Below are 16,850 nucleotides of genomic sequence, written 5' to 3' on the forward strand. Positions count from 1 at the left end.
TAAAAACCTCACAGTCCCGAATTTTCGGGATGAAAACCTGTGAGGTCTTTGTAATTATTTTATTTCAAACGTTGCTTTTTCGTCTCCAATTTTCACTGTGTATGTTCCTTTTGGCAAATAAAACTTTCCGTTTTTTGCTTTGTCTAGTTTTGCGTTTTTATGATTCTTTTCAAAATCATTTCTTCCTTCTTCAGAAAAAGAAAGATCAAATGTAAATTCATTGTAGCCATAAGATGCAAAGTATAATTTTGAATTTACACGAATATCGTTTGAATAAATTTGCACAAACATTTTTTGTAAAACCCCTTTTTTATTCAAACTTGCGTAAAAAGGAATCGTAATTTCTGGTTCAAATGCTTCAGACCAATCATTTCTTGGGGCACCCCAATTGTTTCTTTTTTGAATATCGTTAATTTTAAAAATATGTAATTTTTTGTTCATCAATTCTGATGTAACTAATTGTAAATTTCCAATGTCAGCTTTATACAAACTGCGTCCATGAGTTCCTAAAATCAAGTGTTTTGCTGTGGGCTGAATCACCAAATCATGCACTGCAACATTGGGTAAATTCTTACTGAAAATCTGCCAAGAGTTTCCACTATCAAACGAAACATATGCTCCATTATCTGTACCCACATACAACATATTTTCGTTTGATGGATCTTCTCTAATCACATTTACTGGCGAAGTTGGAATGGAATTTCCAATGTTTTTCCAGGTTTTGCCATAATCATCAGAAACATACACATACGAAGTAAAATCGTCAAATCTGTAGCCATTCAAAGTCACGTAAACACGCTCTTTTTGATGTGCAGAAGCGATCACTCGTGAAACCCATAATCCTTGAGGCAAATTGTCCGAAATTTTTTCCCAAGAACCTCCTCCGTTTTTGGTGACATGCACCAAACCATCATCTGAACCAACATACAGCAATCCAAATTGAAAAGGACTTTCGGAAATAGTCGTCAACGTTCCAAAAGCAACATTTCCTTTTTTCCCTCCCGTAGTTAAATCATCAGAAATGGTTTCCCAATCATCACCTTGATTCAAAGAGCGATGCAATTTATTACCTCCTAAATACAAAATATCTTGGTTGTGTTTTGAAAGTAAAATAGGCGTCTGCCAATTGAATCTGTAGGGAGTTTCTCCCAACGTGTGTTTTGGTTGGATGTAAGTATTTTTTCCAGATGTACGATCAATTCTAAAATAATTCCCAAATTGATATCCTGTATAGACAATATTCGGATTTCTGTCATCAACCTGAACCTGCATTCCATCTCCACCCATAATTGATTCGTAAGGATTTTGTCCTGATTGATGCCAGCTTTTATTGATTCTTGGATTGTTTGGGCCAACCCAAACTCCATTGTCTTGCAAACCTCCATAGACCAAATAATTTTTTTGATTGTCTGCATAGACTGCATAAAATTGACCCACTGAAGGCTCATTTAATTTCGACCAATTTTCCCCATCATCATAAGAAAGATTCAAACCACCATCATTTCCGTTCAATAAATGTCCTGCTTTTTTTGGATTGACCCACAACGCTTGATGGTCTGAGTGCACATTTTCTCTGCTGATAGAAGTGAACGTTTTTCCACCATCTTTTGATTTTAAAATAGGAACACCTAATACGTAAATTCCATTTTCATTTTGCAAATCCACACGAATTTCACCAAAATAATATCCGTAAGAAAAATACAATCCTTCAATATTGCCTGTGTGTGTTTTTTTCCAAGATTTTCCGCCATTGGTCGTTTTAAAAACCTCGGCACCAATTACTGGCGTATCAAAAAGCATGGCATTTGCATCTTCTAAATAATTTGCCAAATCAATTGGTTTTACAGTACCAACTCTCACCATTTGTTTCACATTTTCTGCTCGATATTTTTCTTGAAAACCATTTGTTTTTAAAAATGCATTCAAATCTTTATCAGTCAAATTCAAGAAAACTTCATTCGTCATCGTTTTGAAATCTTCTTTTGTCAAGCCTTTTGCATCCTCTTTTTTGTTGGATTTTTCTTCTCTAAACTGACTATCGTGCAAAGCATAAACTGTGTTTTCATCAAAAACTGCCAACCCAATTCTTCCCACTCCATCTCCATTTGGAAAACCATTATTTTCCGAAATTTTTGTCCAAGAATTTCCTGCATCTGTACTTTTATAAATGGCTGAATTTTTTCCATCTCCATCAAAATCCCAGGCTTTTCGTTCTCTTTCCCAAGAAGCAGCATAGATGATATTGAAATTTTTTGGAGCAAATTCCACATCTATAATTCCTGTATTTTCGTTGATGTATAGGGTTTTTTTCCATGTTTTTCCTCCATCAGTTGTTTTGAAAATTCCACGTTCTTCGTTGGAAGAATACAAATGTCCAATAACACACACAACAACTTCATTCGCATTGTTTGGATTGATGACGATTCTGCTAATGTGATGCGAATCTAACAAACCAACGTTTTGCCAAGATTTTCCTTTGTCTGTTGATTTTAGCAAACCAATTCCTGCATAGGAAGAACGTGAAGAATTTTTTTCTCCTGTTCCAACCCAAATCGTTCCTGATTTCCAATCAACAGCAATATCTCCAATATTTTGAGTAGGCGAATTGTCTAAAACTGGCGTAAAAGTGGTTCCATTATTATTGGTGTACCACAATCCTCCAGATGCATACCCAACATAAAATTCGGTGGTGTTTTCAGGATTTACATCCACATCAGAAACACGTCCACTCATGATGTTTGGGCCAATATTTGTAAACGAAACATTTTTAACAAGAGATGTTTTTTTCAACTCTTCTTGTTGCTGTAATGCTTGTTGAACTTGAGTGGCGCTTGTTGGTTTTTGTTGACTAAAAACGAGTGAAGAACTACATAAAACGAAATAAAATAAACTCTTTTTTAGGAAAGTATTTGGTGTAGACATTTGTACTATTTTTGGTTAAACGTAAATTATTGGTAAATTTCAATAAAATTATAATGATTTTTTACTAAATTGGCACATATTTAACATTTAAATTTAAAATTATGGATAACATTTTATATGTAATTATTATTGGAGCTGTCTGCGGATATATTGCAGATGTATTAATGAGTGATAATGGTTATGGTCTTTTGATTAGTATTATTATTGGAATTGCTGGAAGTTTCGTTGGCTCTTGGGCTTTTGGCGAACTTGGCATAAAAGTAGGAAGTGGTGTAGTAAGTGATATTATTAAAGGAGCTTCAGGAGCAATCATCATTCTTTTTGTTTTAGGGCTTTTCAAACGAGGAACCAACAGAAAACGCTGAAAAAATAGTTGATTTATAAGCAAAAAAAGAGGTTTTGAAAACCTCTTTTTTTTGGTAGATATGATTGCGTTTTGAATTTAAATGGACAATTAATCGTTTTGAAGAAAGAATTCAACCTACTTTTGCAAGATATTTAGAACAACAAGAAGTGTTGTTTCTTAAAAATTATTTATGTCATTCAAATCTTTAGGATTAACAACTGCATTTGTAAAAGCAGTTGAGGAAAAAGGATATACAACGCCTTCTCCAATACAACAAAAAACAATTCCAATTATTTTAGAAGGGAAAGATGTATTGGCATCTGCACAAACTGGAACTGGAAAAACTGCTGGATTTACATTGCCCGTGTTGCAATATTTAACAGAAACCAAACAACAAAAAAACGGTCCTTTGCGTGCTTTGGTTTTAACGCCAACAAGAGAATTGGCTGCGCAAGTGTATGAAAATATCAAGGAATATAGCAAATATACTGATATCAAATCAGGAGTGGTTTTTGGAGGTGTAAACATTGTTTCTCAAAAATCAATGCTCAAAAATGGGGTGGATATTTTGGTGGCAACTCCAGGAAGATTGTTGGATTTGCATGAACAAAATTCGGTATCATTCAAACGAATTGATGTGTTGATTTTAGACGAAGCTGATAGAATGTTAGACATGGGTTTTGCAAGAGACTTGAACAAACTCATCAGTTTTATGCCCGTAAAACGTCAAAACTTACTTTTCTCTGCAACTTTTTCACCAGAAATCAGAAAATTGGCGGAAGGAATTTTAAAAAATCCAGTTTCTGTAGCTGCTGAACCACAAAATTCAACGGCTGTAAAAGTAACTCACAAAGTGTATAAAATAGATAAAAACAAAAAAACTGCTTTTACTATCAAATTGATTACTGACAATGATTGGCAACAAGTATTGATTTTTACAAGAACCAAACATGGAGCCAATAAATTGACTGAAAGTTTGTTAAAAGCAAAAATTACTGCAGCTGCCATTCATGGAAATAAAAGTCAAGGAGCAAGAACAAAAGCTTTAAAAAACTTCAAAGAAAACTCTATAAAAGTTTTAGTTGCTACAGATATTGCAGCTCGTGGTTTGGACATTCCATTATTGCCTCATGTCATCAATTATGAATTGCCAAATGTGCCAGAAGATTATGTGCACAGAATTGGAAGAACAGGGAGAGCAGGCGCTGAAGGTGAAGCCATTTCATTGGTGTGCAGTGAAGAAACTGAATTTCAAAATGAAATAGAAAAACTACTGAAAGAGAAATTAAATTCTGAAATTGTTGAAGGCTTTGAACCTACTGATACTGCTGAAGCTAAAAGAGCGTCAACGCAAAGCAAAGGTTCATTTGCAAAGAAGAAAAAACCTTCAAATTCAAATTCATCAGGAGGAAATTCACCCCAAAAAAAACCATTCGAAAAAAGAAATAAACCAGCAAATTCCTCTGAAAAAGGAAGAAGTGCTGCTCCAAAAAGAAGACGATAAGATTTTTTTTACCGCAAAGAAGCAAAGATTTCGCTGAGTTCGCAAAGAATTCTGCGTGAACTTTGCGAAAAAAACTTAGCGCCTTTGCGTTTAATCCAAATTTTGAGTTGCTAATTTTATTCCTACCTTTGTGTTTCAAACTTATTTGATATGAAATACCAACCCATAAATTCAGCACTTTTTATCAAAAATCGTAAAAACTTTGCTTCGCAAATGAAGCCAAATAGTATGGCGATTTTTAATTCGAATGATATTTATCCCACAAGTGCTGATGGCACTATGCCTTTTGAACAACACAGAGATATTTTTTATTTGAGTGGTGTTGACCAAGAAGAAAGTGTTTTATTATTATTTCCTGATTGCCCAAATCAAGCATTGCGTGAGGTACTTTTTGTAAGAGAAACCAATGATCATATTGCGGTTTGGGAAGGAGAAAAACTCACCAAAGAAGCTGCTTTTGAAAACTCGGGAATTGTCACTGTTTTTTGGTTGCAAGAATTGGAAAAAGTATTGTTTGAAATGGCTTCTTATTGCGACACTTTTTACATCAATACCAACGAACATTACAGAGCAAAAGTAGAAACAGAAACACGTGAAGATCGTTTTACAAAATGGATTTTAGCAAAATATCCTGCGCATTCTGTAGCAAAAAGCAACCCCATTTTACAGCGTTTGCGTTCTGTAAAAGATGTTATTGAATTGGATTTGATGCAGCAAGCTTGCAATATTACTGAGAAAGGATTTCGCAGATTGTTACATTTTGTAAAACCTGATGTTTGGGAATATGAAGTAGAAGCAGAATTGATTCATGAATTCATCAGAAATCGCTCTAAAGGATTTGCTTACACGCCCATTATTGCCTCAGGAATCAACGCAAACGTGTTGCATTATATTGAAAATAATCAGCAATGCAAAACAGGAGATTTATTGTTGCTAGATGTTGCTGCTGAATATGCCAATTATAAAAGTGATTTAACAAGAACAATTCCTGTTTCTGGTCGATTTTCTGAAAGACAAAAAGCAGTGTACAATGCTGTAAATCACGTGAAAAAAGAAGCTACAAAATTATTAGTCCCAGGAACTTTATGGAAAGAATATCACATAGAAGTTGGAAAAATTATGACTTCAGAATTGTTGAAACTAGGTTTGCTTGACAAAGCTGATGTTCAAAATGAAGACCCAAAATGGCCTGCGTATAAAAAATATTTTATGCACGGAACAAGTCATCATATTGGATTAGACACACATGATTATGGTTTACTGCACGAACCTATGCAAGCAAATATGGTGTTCACTGTTGAGCCTGGAATTTACATCCCACAAGAAGGTTTTGGAATTCGTTTAGAGGATGATGTTGTTGTTCAAGAACAAGGGGAACCTTTCAATTTGATGCAACACATTCCTATTGAAGCGGACGATATTGAAGATTTGATGAATCAATAAATACTGAAAAGCGGGTTGTAAAACTCGCTTTTTTTATGTCAGCGAATTGATAAAACGAATTGTTTGCAAATTGAATGTTTCTGGCTGTTCCACATTCACAACATGACCGCAATTGTCCACCACAAAAAGTGTGGAAGTTACGTGTTTGGAAACAATATGTTTGATAGATGGTAAAAACAAATGATCTTCAGCGCCCATAATATATAAGGTTGGGATTTGAATGTCTTTCGCTCTAAAAAATCGCAATAAAGGATTGATTTCTGCAGTCAATTTGAACCAACGCAAAAACTCTTTTTGATACAATTTTTTAGCTTCATTAACGAATAATAATCGTGAATTTTTGTGGTTTTTCTTTGGCATAATGATAAACGCAAACAGCTTATACAATAGCATATAAGGCACTACAGATTTGAAAATGTTACCAATTTTCATTAAAATTTGAGAACGAAAATTCAATTTGATAATGGCACCTCCCATAATCATGCTTTTTACCAATTCTGGTCTCATTTCTGCTAGATTTCGAATCAAAATGGTTCCTAAAGAAATGCCTATAAAATGTGATTTTCGGATGTTCAAATGTTCAATAACTTCTACAATATCATGGGTAATTGAATCAAAAGTATATTTTGGATTGAACGTGTCTTTCAAGGTTGGTTTGCTATTTCCATGACCGCGCAAATCCAAAATCAAGACATTGAATTCTTTTTTAAAATCGCGCAATTGCTTATACCAAATAGAACTACTTCCTCCTGCACCATGCACAAAAGTCACCCATTCAATAGAATTGGAATTAGGATACGTGTAGTAATTTAACAAAAGTTATTTTCCATTTAAAAAAGCAAAAATACGTTTTTTATTAATTGAAGACTTTATTTTAAAAAAAATGCTGTGTTAATGAATGTTTAAAAAAAGATTATGAAACAAAATTTAAAATCCCAAAAAACAAAAACTGTATCAATAATAAAAAAGGCGCAAAGGTATTGAAAGAACCTTTTTTAAATTGAGCCAATGCAAAACAAAAAACAACCCCAATTACATACCAAGCAACATAATTTTGAATAGGGATTTGTCCGTTTGTCCATGTCCAAAAATCATAGGTAATTGCAATGGGTTCAATGAGAAAATCGAGTGTCACCAAAACGAAACTTGAAAAAAGAGCCAAAATCCACTTTGTTTGAATGTACTTTTCTAAAGAATAAACAGTTGCATACGTTAACAAAATCCAATTTACACCAATCATTAATGGCGTTTCAAAAACTTTCCAGCCCAATGTTTTTCCATAAGCATATTCTCCAAAAATAACATCCGTATTTACGCCCAAAACTTCAATAAAATACCCAAGAAAGCCAATCAAAATAAAAATAAATACTTGATTTAGAAATCCTTTTTGATGATTGATGAACAGTAAAATTGCGCTAATTCCCAAATTTAAAGGAGTTAAAGACAAAAATTCGATGGGATTTTTGCTCGCAACAATTCCGATAAAACCTGTGACGTAAATTAAAATCAACAGTGTTATCGAAAATTGGATTTTATTGATCTTAATTTTACGAAACATGATTTGTCGCAATTTTAGCACTTAATAAACATAATGGAATTCCTCCTCCAGGATGCACACTTCCACCAACAAAATACAATCCTTTGATATTTTTTTTAAAATTTGGATGTCTCAAAAACGCAGAAAATTTTGAATTGCTGCTTGTTCCATACAACGAACCTTGATAAGAAGATGTTTTGCTTTCAATGGTTCTTGGATCTAAAATTTCCTCACATTCAATCAAAGATTCAATGTCCATTTTGAAATGAGCGTTCAATTTTTCGATGACATTTTTTTTCGTATTTGCAACCAATTCCTCCCAATTTTGTCCAATATTCGCAGGTGCATTTACCATTACAAACCAATTTTCTGATTGATTTGGAGCATCCTCTTTGCAAATTTTTGACGAAATATTGATGTAAATTGTGGGGTCTTTATACATCGTTTTTTGTTCAAAAATTGCGTCAAATTCCGCTTTATAATCTTCTGCGAAAAAAATATTGTGCAAGTCCAATTCTTTGAATTCTTTGCGAATTCCCCAGTAAAAAACAATGGCAGAGCTTGATCTTTCTTGCGAAAGTGTTTTTATTGGTTTTGGAAAACTTGGCAACAATTGATGATAGGTAAAATAAATATCCATGTTGCTAAAAACAACATCAGCCAATATTTTTCCGTTTTCGGTTTCAATTCCCAACACTTTCTTTTGAGATTTGTCTAAAATAATTTCTTTTACAATTTCATTATACTGAAATTTTACGCCTAAATCCTCAGCCAATTGTACCAAAGTAGTAGTAATACTGTTCATTCCTTTTGTGGGGAAAAAAGTACCGACATTATGTTCATAATGAGGAATAATGCCCATAATTCCAGGAGTTTTATAAGGATTTGAACCATTATACGTAGCAAATCTATCAAATAATTGCACCATTTTTGGATGTTTTACATCCTTTTGATTTGCTTGATGAAGCGTTTTATCAAGATCAAATTTTCCAATATTCAGTATTGATTTCAATGTTTTCAAATTGAAAAAATTGGTTGGTTGATGCAAACTTTGTTCTAAAAATAAATCGCCAATTGCTTCATTGATAAAAGCCGCTTTTTGCAACTTTTTTACAATAACATCTTCTTCAACTTGAAAAGTTTCCTGTACTTTTTCGGCAAACTTTTGAACATCACTTTCTGCATGCAATTGTGTGCCATCTTGCCAAAAATACTTGCATGAAGTTGGATGTTTTACATATTCAAAATAATTGGCTGTTTTTTTTCCTGCCAACGAAAATAATTCCTCCACAAATTGAGGCATTGTGAACAATGAAGGACCTGCATCAAAACGATAATCTCCTAACTGAAAAACGGATAATTTCCCTCCTGGATAAGCATTTTTTTCATAAACAGTTACCTCAAATCCTTTCAATTGCAGGCGAATAGCACTCGCAATTCCTGCAATTCCAGCACCTATGACAACTGCTTTTTTATTCGTTTGAATAGTGTTCATTTTTTGTTTAGAATATCTCTAAATTTATTGAACAAAAATACTATTTTCAAAAGATATTAATTGCTATTTTGTTTGATTTTTTAATCAATTAACAAAATATCTTGTGTTTTACCATTTTACAAAGAAACTTCTAATTTATAACCAACTCCATGAATATTGATGAGTTGAATAGAATCATCATCTTGTAACTTTTTCCGCAATTTAGAAATATACGTATCCAAACTTCTTCCTACAAAAACCCCATGATCTTCCCACACTTTTTTTGTCAATTCTTCTCTTTTGATAATTTGATTAGGTCGTGAAATAAAAATTTCTAACAGCTCACATTCTTTTTTTGAAAGATTAATTTCTAGTGGTTTCTTAACTAATTTATTTTGCTCAGGATAAAACTCAAATCGTCCAATAATTTTAAAGTTATTTGAAGTCAAAATTTCATTCTTTTTGATTTTTTTTCTTGAATAAATTTTCACTAAAAAAAGCACTAAAAATAAGGCTATCAAAAAGTAAAAATAAGTTGTATATCCTGTTGAATCATTTGAAGGAATGTCCAAAAATGTCACCACTATTTTATAACAATTTTTTGGCAATATTCTTCCTGAACATGGAATGATTGTTTTCTCTTGTTTTTGATTCATTTCATAACTATACGCAACTTCGTTATTTGAGCATTGAAGCACTTCAACAATATAATTTGATGACAAAGAAGACGTTTTAAAAACATTTTTAAAAATCGCAACTAAAGTATCTGGGGCAAAAGAAAGAGGATTGTTGAAAGAAATTTGATACTTCAAATCATCAGTTTCTGTTATGGGTAAAATCAATGAAACTGTATCATTATTTGATAACAATAATTGATTGCCAACTTCTCTCAACGAGATTTTTACACGCATAGAAAAATCGTTATGATTGTTTTGAAAAGGAGTAAAACTACTCATGCAAAAAAACAGTACTCCAAAAACCAACATCAAAAAAAGTGTATTATTTCTCTTCATTACTGCAAATAAAACCCTTTTCTAGCAATTTTTACATTCATTGACACTTCTTTTACATTCTTTTGACACTTTTTGACGGGCGTAAAAATAGTTTTGCTGCATAATCATTAAAACAAGAATTATGAAAACCATAGTAATATTATTTACAATTGCGTTACAACTAAACACCACCTTTTTTTCAGAAGAAAAACTTCCAATCGATCTTAAAAAAAGTAGTATCAAATGGATTGGAGAATACACCTTTTATTTTGGTGGACATGAAGGATTTATTAAAATTAAAGAAGGATATTTAGTAAAGAAAAATAACGTAATTAGCGGAGGTGAATTTGTGATTGATATGAATTCAATCACAAATACGGATATAAAGAAAAAAGATGCCAATGAAGGTCTTGTAAATCACTTAAAAGACCCAGATTTTTTTGATGTGAAAAAATTTCCTTTAGCCAAAATTTCGATTACAAAAGTGGAATATTCAGATAAAAATAATGCGCGATTTGAAGCAAATTTGACCATAAAAGGCATTACAAAACCAATTAATTTTCTAGCGGAATTAAACCCCGAGAAAAAAGAATTAAAAACTCGTTTTAAAATTGATAGAACAGCTTGGAATGTAAACTATAAAAGTAAATTTAAAGATGGCGCCATTTCTGATGCCATTGGATTTGAAGTTTTGATAAAATTATAAAAGTTATGAAAAAAACAATAGTGCAATTGCTTTTACTTTTTTCGTTTTTTACTGTTTTAAGTCAGGAAAAAGAAACAATTTCCATTTTAAACAATACCAAAAACTGGAAAACAGAAATCATTAATTTTCCAATAGATTGGGCTCCAAACCTAAAACTTACTGGTTTTGAAGAACTACTTTTTATGCCAAATTGGTCAAATCCAAAAAGTGATGAATTTTGGTCTTTAGTCATTGGTTGGAAAGTAAGTGCAGCCAATCCTTTAAGTTTAAAAGAAATTGAATATCATTTTAAAAGCTATTTTGATGGTTTAATGAAACCAAATCATTGGGCAACTAATTTTCCAGAGCCAGAGGTTCAATTTAAAAAAAACAGTGAAGAAAAATTTGTTGGAGAAATGAAATTTTTTGACGGATTTTATACAGGAAAAATAATTAGTGTTCATATACTTGGTGAACAAATATTCTGTAAAAATTCTGAGAAAACCATTGTGATTTTTCGGTTTTCTCCTCAAAACACTGGGCATGAAATTTGGAAAACATTAAATGAAATTAGACAAAATGAAGAGTTGTGTAATTAAATTAAAACGTATGAAAAATAAAATTAAAGTAGTTTTTTCAATATTCCTTTTTTGTACATTCTTTTCTTTTGGACAAAATATTACTGTCAATTTGATCAAAGTAGATTCAACTTGGGCAAAAGAGGCTTTTGAGTTTCCAATAAATTTTGCACAAAGTATCAACTATAAAGGAGTTGCAGAGATTCGTTTTCCTCCTAAAGGTTGGATACATCCAGAACACCCTTTTTTTTGGTCTTATACCTATGTTTGGAACATTGATTATCGTGAACCATTTACTGCAAATCAGCTAAAAAAAGATTTAGAAACCTATTTTGATGGTTTGAATGATGTTCGCGAAAACCACAATCTCCATCAAAAAGCAAGTGCAACAATAACCCTTATGAAAAAGAAAAAATCAACTACTTTTTTTGAAGGAAAAATAGACACATACGATCATTTTGCAACAAATAAACGAATTATTTTAAACGTAAAAATTGAAAGTCATTTTTGTAACGAAACAAAAAAAACATTCCTTTTTTTCAAGTTTTCGCCAAAAGAATATACTCATGAAGTTTGGGAAACTTTAGATAAAATTGAGTTAAGAGAAGGGTTTTGTAATTTCTAATTATGTTGTTTTTGAAAAATATTCCCCAACAAAAACACCAAAAAAGCAGGCAACACCCAACCCAAATTAAACTTCGCAAAAGGAATCCAACTTTTAATACCAATTAAGTATTCTTCTGAAATAAGATATCCTAAAAAATCAGGAATGCTGAATATAAAAGTGACCAAAACAACCGCTTTAAAAACAAATGCAGAAGCAAATTTTTCTGGAACAACATTCAGTAAAATCAACACAATCGTTATTGGATACAAAAACATCAATGCTGGTACTGCCAAAATGATGATAAAATCAACTTGAAAACTTCCTACTAAAATCCCAATAATTGCGCAAATGGCAGCTGTCATCACAAACGCTTTTTGTGAGTTTTTGCAAATTCCTTTCAGATAATCTGCACAACCTGTAACAACGCCAACTGCAGTCGTAAAACAAGCCAACGCAACCAAAACACTCAATAAAATCCTTCCAAAATCACCCAAAGTTTGCAAACTCAAACTGGTTAAAATGTCAATTCTTGAAGCATTTTCAGAGAATGTTGCGCTAAATAAAAATCCTGATACAATGAGTCCACCATAAATCAATAACAATCCAACACCAGCAATCATTCCCGATTTTTTTATCAATGCTTGTTTTACTTCAAAAGTGTATTGATTTCCAACGTTTAACGAAATAATAATTACTGCGCCAACAACAACGCCTGCAATCGCATCAAACGTTTGATAGCCTTCTAAAATTCCGTCTACAAATGGATTTTCAACTATAGGAAAAAGCATATTTTCTGGTGGATAAAAAATAGCCAAGAAAATGATGATCAGTAAAATAAATACAATGATTGGCGTCAAAAACTTTCCAATAACATCGATAATTTTTGAACGATTAATAGCGAAAACAAATACCAATCCAAAATAAATACTACTTGTTAATAAAGGACTTACATCAAAAAAAGGCTGTACAGACATTTCATGAGTCACTGCAGCTGTTCTTGGTCCAGGAATTGCAATCGCTATTGCATAGATAAAAAAACAAAAAACGGTGCTGAAAATTGGAGACACTTTTTTGCCAAAATCATACAAAGTTCCTTGCAATTTGGCGTGTGCAAAAATGGATAAAATAGGTATTACAACAGCAGTGATTGCAAATCCTAATAAAACGATCCACCAATTTACTCCAGATTTTACACCTAATGAAGTAGGTAAAATCAAATTCCCTGCGCCAAAAAAAAGCGAAAACAACGCAAAACCACTTATCCAAATATCCTTTCTTTTCAATGAATTCATCTGCTATAATTTCGTTAAAAGTAACAATCTTTGGAGTTTTACACTAGTTTTCATTTATATTTGCGGTGATTTCTTTAAAAAATGATGTCTTTCGCAAAAAATTTCTTGGTAAAAACATTTAGTGCAATTTTAATTTTTGCGCTGTTATTGCCTTTTGCGGTAAAATTAGAGCACATTTTTGAAAACCACGAACACTCAGTTTGTAGTAGTAAAATTGAAAGTCATATTCATCAACTCAATGATGATTGTGATTTTTTAAATTATAACATCAATTCATTCAATTACAGCAATAATTTCGTTTATGAAGTTGTTGAAATACCTACTTTTTTAGAAAAAAACTACACCTATAACGTTGCTTTTATTGCTTCACACAAAGCAACTTTTTTTCTAAGAGGACCACCTAGTTTGACCTAAAGTATTCGCTTTATTTCAAACTAAAACAAACAGATGAAAAAAATTATTTTCGTGCTTTTTTGTTTGAATTCCTTTTGGATTTTCAGTCAAAATTGTACGTACACACTTAGTGGAATTGTGGTTGATTTTCATGATGGAACAACCATTGATAACGCAACAATTCAGATAAAAAACACCAACAAATTTGCAGTTACTGACAGCAAAGGAAACTTTGTGATCAGAAATGTTTGTGGTGGAAAAATCGCAATTGTTATTTCTCATATTGGTTGTAAAACATCTGAAAAAAGAATCGTTATTGATGCAAATTATCAAGGAAAATTTCTGTTGGAACATCATTCAGAAACCTTAGAAGAGGTTTCTATTTTGGGAAAAACAAATCCAAAAAAAGTATCTTCAATTTCTGAAACATTGTTGTCTAAAAAAGTGTTAGACAATTATAGTTCAGGTTCTTTGGGTGATGCTTTGAAAGAAATTGCAGGAGTTTCGTCTATAAATACTGGAAATGCGATTGTAAAACCCATGATTAATGGCATGCACAGCAGCAGAATTATTGTGATAAACAATGGTGTGCGTTTGCAAGACCAAGAATGGGGAATTGAGCATGCTCCAAACGTAGATTTGAATTCTTCAGAAAGTATTTCTGTCATCAAAGGTGCAGGAGCTTTGGCTTATGGAAGTGATGCCATTGGTGGAGTTGTGGTGTTGCATCCAAAAAATCCATTTAGAATTGATTCGCTTTTTGGAAGCACCATAACTGGATTTCAAACCAATGGAAATGGGTATAATGTGGCAACTTCATTGCATAAAACCTATCAAAAAGGCTATTATATGGATGCGAATACGTCTTATAAACGATTTGGAGATTTTAAAGCACCTGATTATTTTTTGACAAATACGGGTTCAAATTCTCTTGGTTTTTCCTTAAATGGTGGTTTTAAAACTTTTGAAACTGGTTGGAATGTTTTTATTAGTTCCATTTCTAGTGAAATTGGGATTTTAGTAGCTTCGCATATTGGTGGAATTCAAGATTTGGTCAATGCTTTGAATAGCCAACAACCTTTGATTCAAAAAGAATTTAGCTACACCATTGACAATCCAAGACAAGAAGTCAATCATTTTATAGCCAAAGTGAATTATTTTAAACGTTTTCAAGGTTTGGGAAAACTCACGTTGCAATATGATTTTCAAGAAAATCAACGATTTGAATATGACAGAAGAATTGGCGAGAATCGTTTTATTCCAGCTGTAGATTTGAATTTAAAAACGCATTCTACAACAGCTGATTTTTTGTTTGATGCCAACGATTTATGGACTTTACAAACAGGAACATTGTTTCGTTTTCAAGAAAATTTTGCCAATCCTGCAACGGGTGTTCGTCGTTTAATTCCTGATTATCAGAAAATAGATGTGGGTTTTTATTCGACGATCAAACATCAATATTCAGAAAATCTTTCTTTAGATTTTGGAGTGCGTTATGACTATAATTTCTACGATGTAAAAAAGTTTTATCAAACGAATCGTTGGAATGCTTTGGGATATGATGTCTTGTTTCCTGAATTGGTGATTCAAGATTTAGGAACCCAATTGTTGACAAATCCGAAGTTGAATTTTCACAATTTGGCGATTTCTCTAGGAGGAAAAAGAACGCTTTCTGAAGAAAATTCGCTGTTATTCAATTATACATTGGCAACAAGACCACCCAATATTTCTGAATTGTTTAGTGATGGTTTGCACCATTCAGCTGCACGAATTGAGTTGGGCTCTTTGACCTTGAATTCTGAAAAATCAAATCGATTTTCGGTCTCATTTTTAAGAGAAAACAGCTCCTTCACTTGGCAATTGGATACCTATGCAACCTTCTTAAAAGACTATATTTTCATTGCACCAAATGGCACAGAACAAACCATAAGAGGAGCTTTTCCGAAATGGGAATATCGTCAAACAGATGCTTTTTTAACAGGTTTTGATTTGAATCTACAAAAGCAATTTTCAGAAAATTGGTTCTATTCCTTGAATACTTCCTACATTTTTGCACAAGACACTAGAGAAAATGAACCTATTATTGATATGCCTCCTTTTCAAATGAGAAACTCCATTCGTTATCAAAATGAGAATTGGAAAAATTTTTCAAGTGCTTTGATTAGCGAATTTGTAGGAAGACAAAATCGTTTCCCAGATTTTAATTTTGAGCAATTTATAGCAACCACTAATAGTACCGTTTTGGTAGATATTAGCACACCTCCAAACGCATTTCATCTGTTACATTTAAAAAACACTGTGGATTTTGATTGGGGAAAACATTCAAAAATCCAAGTGAGTATTAACGTTAACAATCTTCTCAATACATCTTACAGAGACTATTTGAATAGACTCCGATTTTTTGCAGATGATTTGGGAAGAAATTTTCAACTTCAAATAAAAATTAATTATTAAAAATTTTAAAAAACAAAAACATGAAAAAATATATTTTAGTATTCAGTACAGTGATTGCAATGACGTTAACATCTTGTTCAAATGATGATCCAGAAATCATCAATGAAGAGGAAGTAATCACCACATTAGAAGTAACTTTAATTCCACAAGGAGGAGGAACAACAGTAACTTTAGTAAGTCGTGATTTAGATGGAGATGGACCCAATGCTCCTGTTGTCTCTGTTTCTGGAGCATTACAAGCCAATAAAACTTATGCAGGTTCAGTTAAAGTGCTCAATGAAACAGAAACTCCCGCTGAAAACATTACTTTAGAAGTGGAAGGAGAAGGTTATGAGCACCAATTTTTCTATACATTTTCTAACAGTATTGCAACTGTAGCTTATACTGATCAAGATAAAAATGGCAGACCAATTGGAATTACTTTTAATCTAACAACAACCTCTGCTGGTATTGGAAACCTGACAGTGACTTTGCGTCATGAACCAAATAAAACTGCTGCTGGAGTTGTTGCTGGAAACATCACCAATGCTGGTGGGGAAACAGATGTAGAAGTAAATTTTTCACTTACAGTAAATTAATTTTTCCAAAATATTTGAATGATAAAAGCGGGTTTTTACTCGCTT

General features: G+C 32.4%; 15 protein-coding genes. 9 read left to right on the top strand and 6 right to left on the bottom strand.

From position 1 onward, the window contains the following. Window positions 1–54: 54 nt before the first annotated feature. Window positions 55–2,922: a WD40/YVTN/BNR-like repeat-containing protein gene (locus IU405_RS06520; RefSeq protein ID WP_197437803.1), complete on the bottom strand. Its 2,868-nt coding sequence runs from the start codon at window positions 2,920–2,922 to the stop codon at window positions 55–57. A 101-nt stretch (window positions 2,923–3,023) separates the two neighbouring features. Between IU405_RS06520 and IU405_RS06525 the strand changes: the two genes are divergently transcribed. The 3 genes from IU405_RS06525 (at window position 3,024) to IU405_RS06535 (ending at window position 6,215) form a co-directional block, all read left to right on the top strand. Beyond that, on the top strand, window positions 3,024–3,287 hold the full coding sequence (locus tag IU405_RS06525) for a GlsB/YeaQ/YmgE family stress response membrane protein (RefSeq protein ID WP_197437804.1): 264 nt from the start codon (window positions 3,024–3,026) through the stop codon (window positions 3,285–3,287). A 171-nt stretch (window positions 3,288–3,458) separates the two neighbouring features. Further along, complete coding sequence (locus IU405_RS06530) at window positions 3,459–4,772, top strand: DEAD/DEAH box helicase (RefSeq protein ID WP_197437805.1); 1,314 nt, start codon at window positions 3,459–3,461, stop codon at window positions 4,770–4,772. Window positions 4,773–4,922: 150 nt separating this feature from the next. Continuing rightward, entirely contained in the window at window positions 4,923–6,215 is a 1,293-nt protein-coding gene (locus IU405_RS06535) for an aminopeptidase P family protein (protein ID WP_197437806.1), read from the top strand. A gap of 33 nt (window positions 6,216–6,248) precedes the next feature. Here IU405_RS06535 and IU405_RS06540 read toward each other — a convergent pair whose 3' ends face one another. The 4 genes from IU405_RS06540 to IU405_RS06555 all read right to left on the bottom strand — a co-directional run bounded on the left by IU405_RS06540 (window position 6,249) and on the right by IU405_RS06555 (window position 10,239). After that, on the bottom strand, window positions 6,249–7,031 hold the full coding sequence (locus IU405_RS06540) for an alpha/beta fold hydrolase (protein WP_197437807.1): 783 nt from the start codon (window positions 7,029–7,031) through the stop codon (window positions 6,249–6,251). Window positions 7,032–7,128: 97 nt separating this feature from the next. Further along, window positions 7,129–7,725, bottom strand: coding sequence for a carotenoid biosynthesis protein (locus IU405_RS06545; RefSeq protein ID WP_197437808.1), 597 nt, complete (start codon window positions 7,723–7,725; stop codon window positions 7,129–7,131). Between the two features lie 37 nt (window positions 7,726–7,762). Then, window positions 7,763–9,247 (bottom strand): 1-hydroxycarotenoid 3,4-desaturase CrtD, encoded by a 1,485-nt coding sequence (gene crtD, locus IU405_RS06550; RefSeq protein ID WP_197437809.1) that lies wholly within the window; start codon window positions 9,245–9,247, stop codon window positions 7,763–7,765. Window positions 9,248–9,363: 116 nt separating this feature from the next. Next, window positions 9,364–10,239, bottom strand: coding sequence for a winged helix-turn-helix domain-containing protein (locus IU405_RS06555; protein ID WP_197437810.1), 876 nt, complete (start codon window positions 10,237–10,239; stop codon window positions 9,364–9,366). 121 nt (window positions 10,240–10,360) lie between these two features. Here IU405_RS06555 and IU405_RS06560 point away from each other — a divergent pair, with 121 nt between their 5' ends. The 3 genes from IU405_RS06560 to IU405_RS06570 are packed head-to-tail and all read left to right on the top strand — an operon-like array spanning window position 10,361 to window position 12,106. Further along, the gene (locus IU405_RS06560) at window positions 10,361–10,924 is read left to right on the top strand and encodes a YceI family protein (protein WP_197437811.1); all 564 of its coding nucleotides are present in this window, start codon (window positions 10,361–10,363) and stop codon (window positions 10,922–10,924) included. A gap of 5 nt (window positions 10,925–10,929) precedes the next feature. Further along, window positions 10,930–11,502, top strand: coding sequence for a hypothetical protein (locus IU405_RS06565; RefSeq protein ID WP_197437812.1), 573 nt, complete (start codon window positions 10,930–10,932; stop codon window positions 11,500–11,502). A gap of 10 nt (window positions 11,503–11,512) precedes the next feature. Then, the gene (locus IU405_RS06570) at window positions 11,513–12,106 is read left to right on the top strand and encodes a hypothetical protein (RefSeq protein ID WP_197437813.1); all 594 of its coding nucleotides are present in this window, start codon (window positions 11,513–11,515) and stop codon (window positions 12,104–12,106) included. On the opposite strand, the gene IU405_RS06575 is transcribed toward IU405_RS06570, so the two are convergent. After that, window positions 12,103–13,380, bottom strand: coding sequence for a branched-chain amino acid transport system II carrier protein (locus tag IU405_RS06575; RefSeq protein ID WP_197437814.1), 1,278 nt, complete (start codon window positions 13,378–13,380; stop codon window positions 12,103–12,105). The genes IU405_RS06570 and IU405_RS06575 overlap by 4 nt on opposite strands. An 81-nt stretch (window positions 13,381–13,461) precedes the next feature. On the opposite strand from IU405_RS06575, the gene IU405_RS06580 reads away from it, so the two are divergent. The 3 genes from IU405_RS06580 to IU405_RS06590 are packed head-to-tail and all read left to right on the top strand — an operon-like array spanning window position 13,462 to window position 16,805. Next, the gene (locus IU405_RS06580; protein ID WP_197437815.1) at window positions 13,462–13,794 is read left to right on the top strand and encodes a hypothetical protein; all 333 of its coding nucleotides are present in this window, start codon (window positions 13,462–13,464) and stop codon (window positions 13,792–13,794) included. A 33-nt stretch (window positions 13,795–13,827) separates the two neighbouring features. Beyond that, window positions 13,828–16,227 (top strand): TonB-dependent receptor, encoded by a 2,400-nt coding sequence (locus IU405_RS06585; protein WP_197437816.1) that lies wholly within the window; start codon window positions 13,828–13,830, stop codon window positions 16,225–16,227. Between the two features lie 20 nt (window positions 16,228–16,247). Then, a complete protein-coding gene (locus IU405_RS06590) occupies window positions 16,248–16,805 on the top strand; it encodes a type 1 periplasmic binding fold superfamily protein (protein ID WP_197437817.1) in 558 nt (185 codons plus the stop codon). Window positions 16,806–16,850 lie beyond the last annotated feature (45 nt).

Origin of the sequence: Polaribacter sp. BAL334, assembly GCF_015767435.1 — a bacterium.
In the GTDB taxonomy this organism is placed as follows: domain Bacteria; phylum Bacteroidota; class Bacteroidia; order Flavobacteriales; family Flavobacteriaceae; genus Polaribacter.

Excerpts from the sequence above, each read along its gene's own strand:
- IU405_RS06520 (WP_197437803.1), bottom strand. The coding sequence starts at position 2,922 with ATGTCTACACCAAATACTTTCCTAAAAAAGAGTTTATTTTATTTCGTT.
- IU405_RS06525 (WP_197437804.1), top strand. The coding sequence starts at position 3,024 with ATGGATAACATTTTATATGTAATTATTATTGGAGCTGTCTGCGGATAT.
- IU405_RS06530 (WP_197437805.1), top strand. The coding sequence starts at position 3,459 with ATGTCATTCAAATCTTTAGGATTAACAACTGCATTTGTAAAAGCAGTT.
- IU405_RS06535 (WP_197437806.1), top strand. The coding sequence starts at position 4,923 with ATGAAATACCAACCCATAAATTCAGCACTTTTTATCAAAAATCGTAAA.
- crtD (WP_197437809.1), bottom strand. The coding sequence starts at position 9,247 with ATGAACACTATTCAAACGAATAAAAAAGCAGTTGTCATAGGTGCTGGA.
- IU405_RS06555 (WP_197437810.1), bottom strand. The coding sequence starts at position 10,239 with ATGAAGAGAAATAATACACTTTTTTTGATGTTGGTTTTTGGAGTACTG.
- IU405_RS06560 (WP_197437811.1), top strand. The coding sequence starts at position 10,361 with ATGAAAACCATAGTAATATTATTTACAATTGCGTTACAACTAAACACC.
- IU405_RS06565 (WP_197437812.1), top strand. The coding sequence starts at position 10,930 with ATGAAAAAAACAATAGTGCAATTGCTTTTACTTTTTTCGTTTTTTACT.
- IU405_RS06570 (WP_197437813.1), top strand. The coding sequence starts at position 11,513 with ATGAAAAATAAAATTAAAGTAGTTTTTTCAATATTCCTTTTTTGTACA.
- IU405_RS06575 (WP_197437814.1), bottom strand. The coding sequence starts at position 13,380 with ATGAATTCATTGAAAAGAAAGGATATTTGGATAAGTGGTTTTGCGTTG.
- IU405_RS06580 (WP_197437815.1), top strand. The coding sequence starts at position 13,462 with ATGATGTCTTTCGCAAAAAATTTCTTGGTAAAAACATTTAGTGCAATT.
- IU405_RS06585 (WP_197437816.1), top strand. The coding sequence starts at position 13,828 with ATGAAAAAAATTATTTTCGTGCTTTTTTGTTTGAATTCCTTTTGGATT.
- IU405_RS06590 (WP_197437817.1), top strand. The coding sequence starts at position 16,248 with ATGAAAAAATATATTTTAGTATTCAGTACAGTGATTGCAATGACGTTA.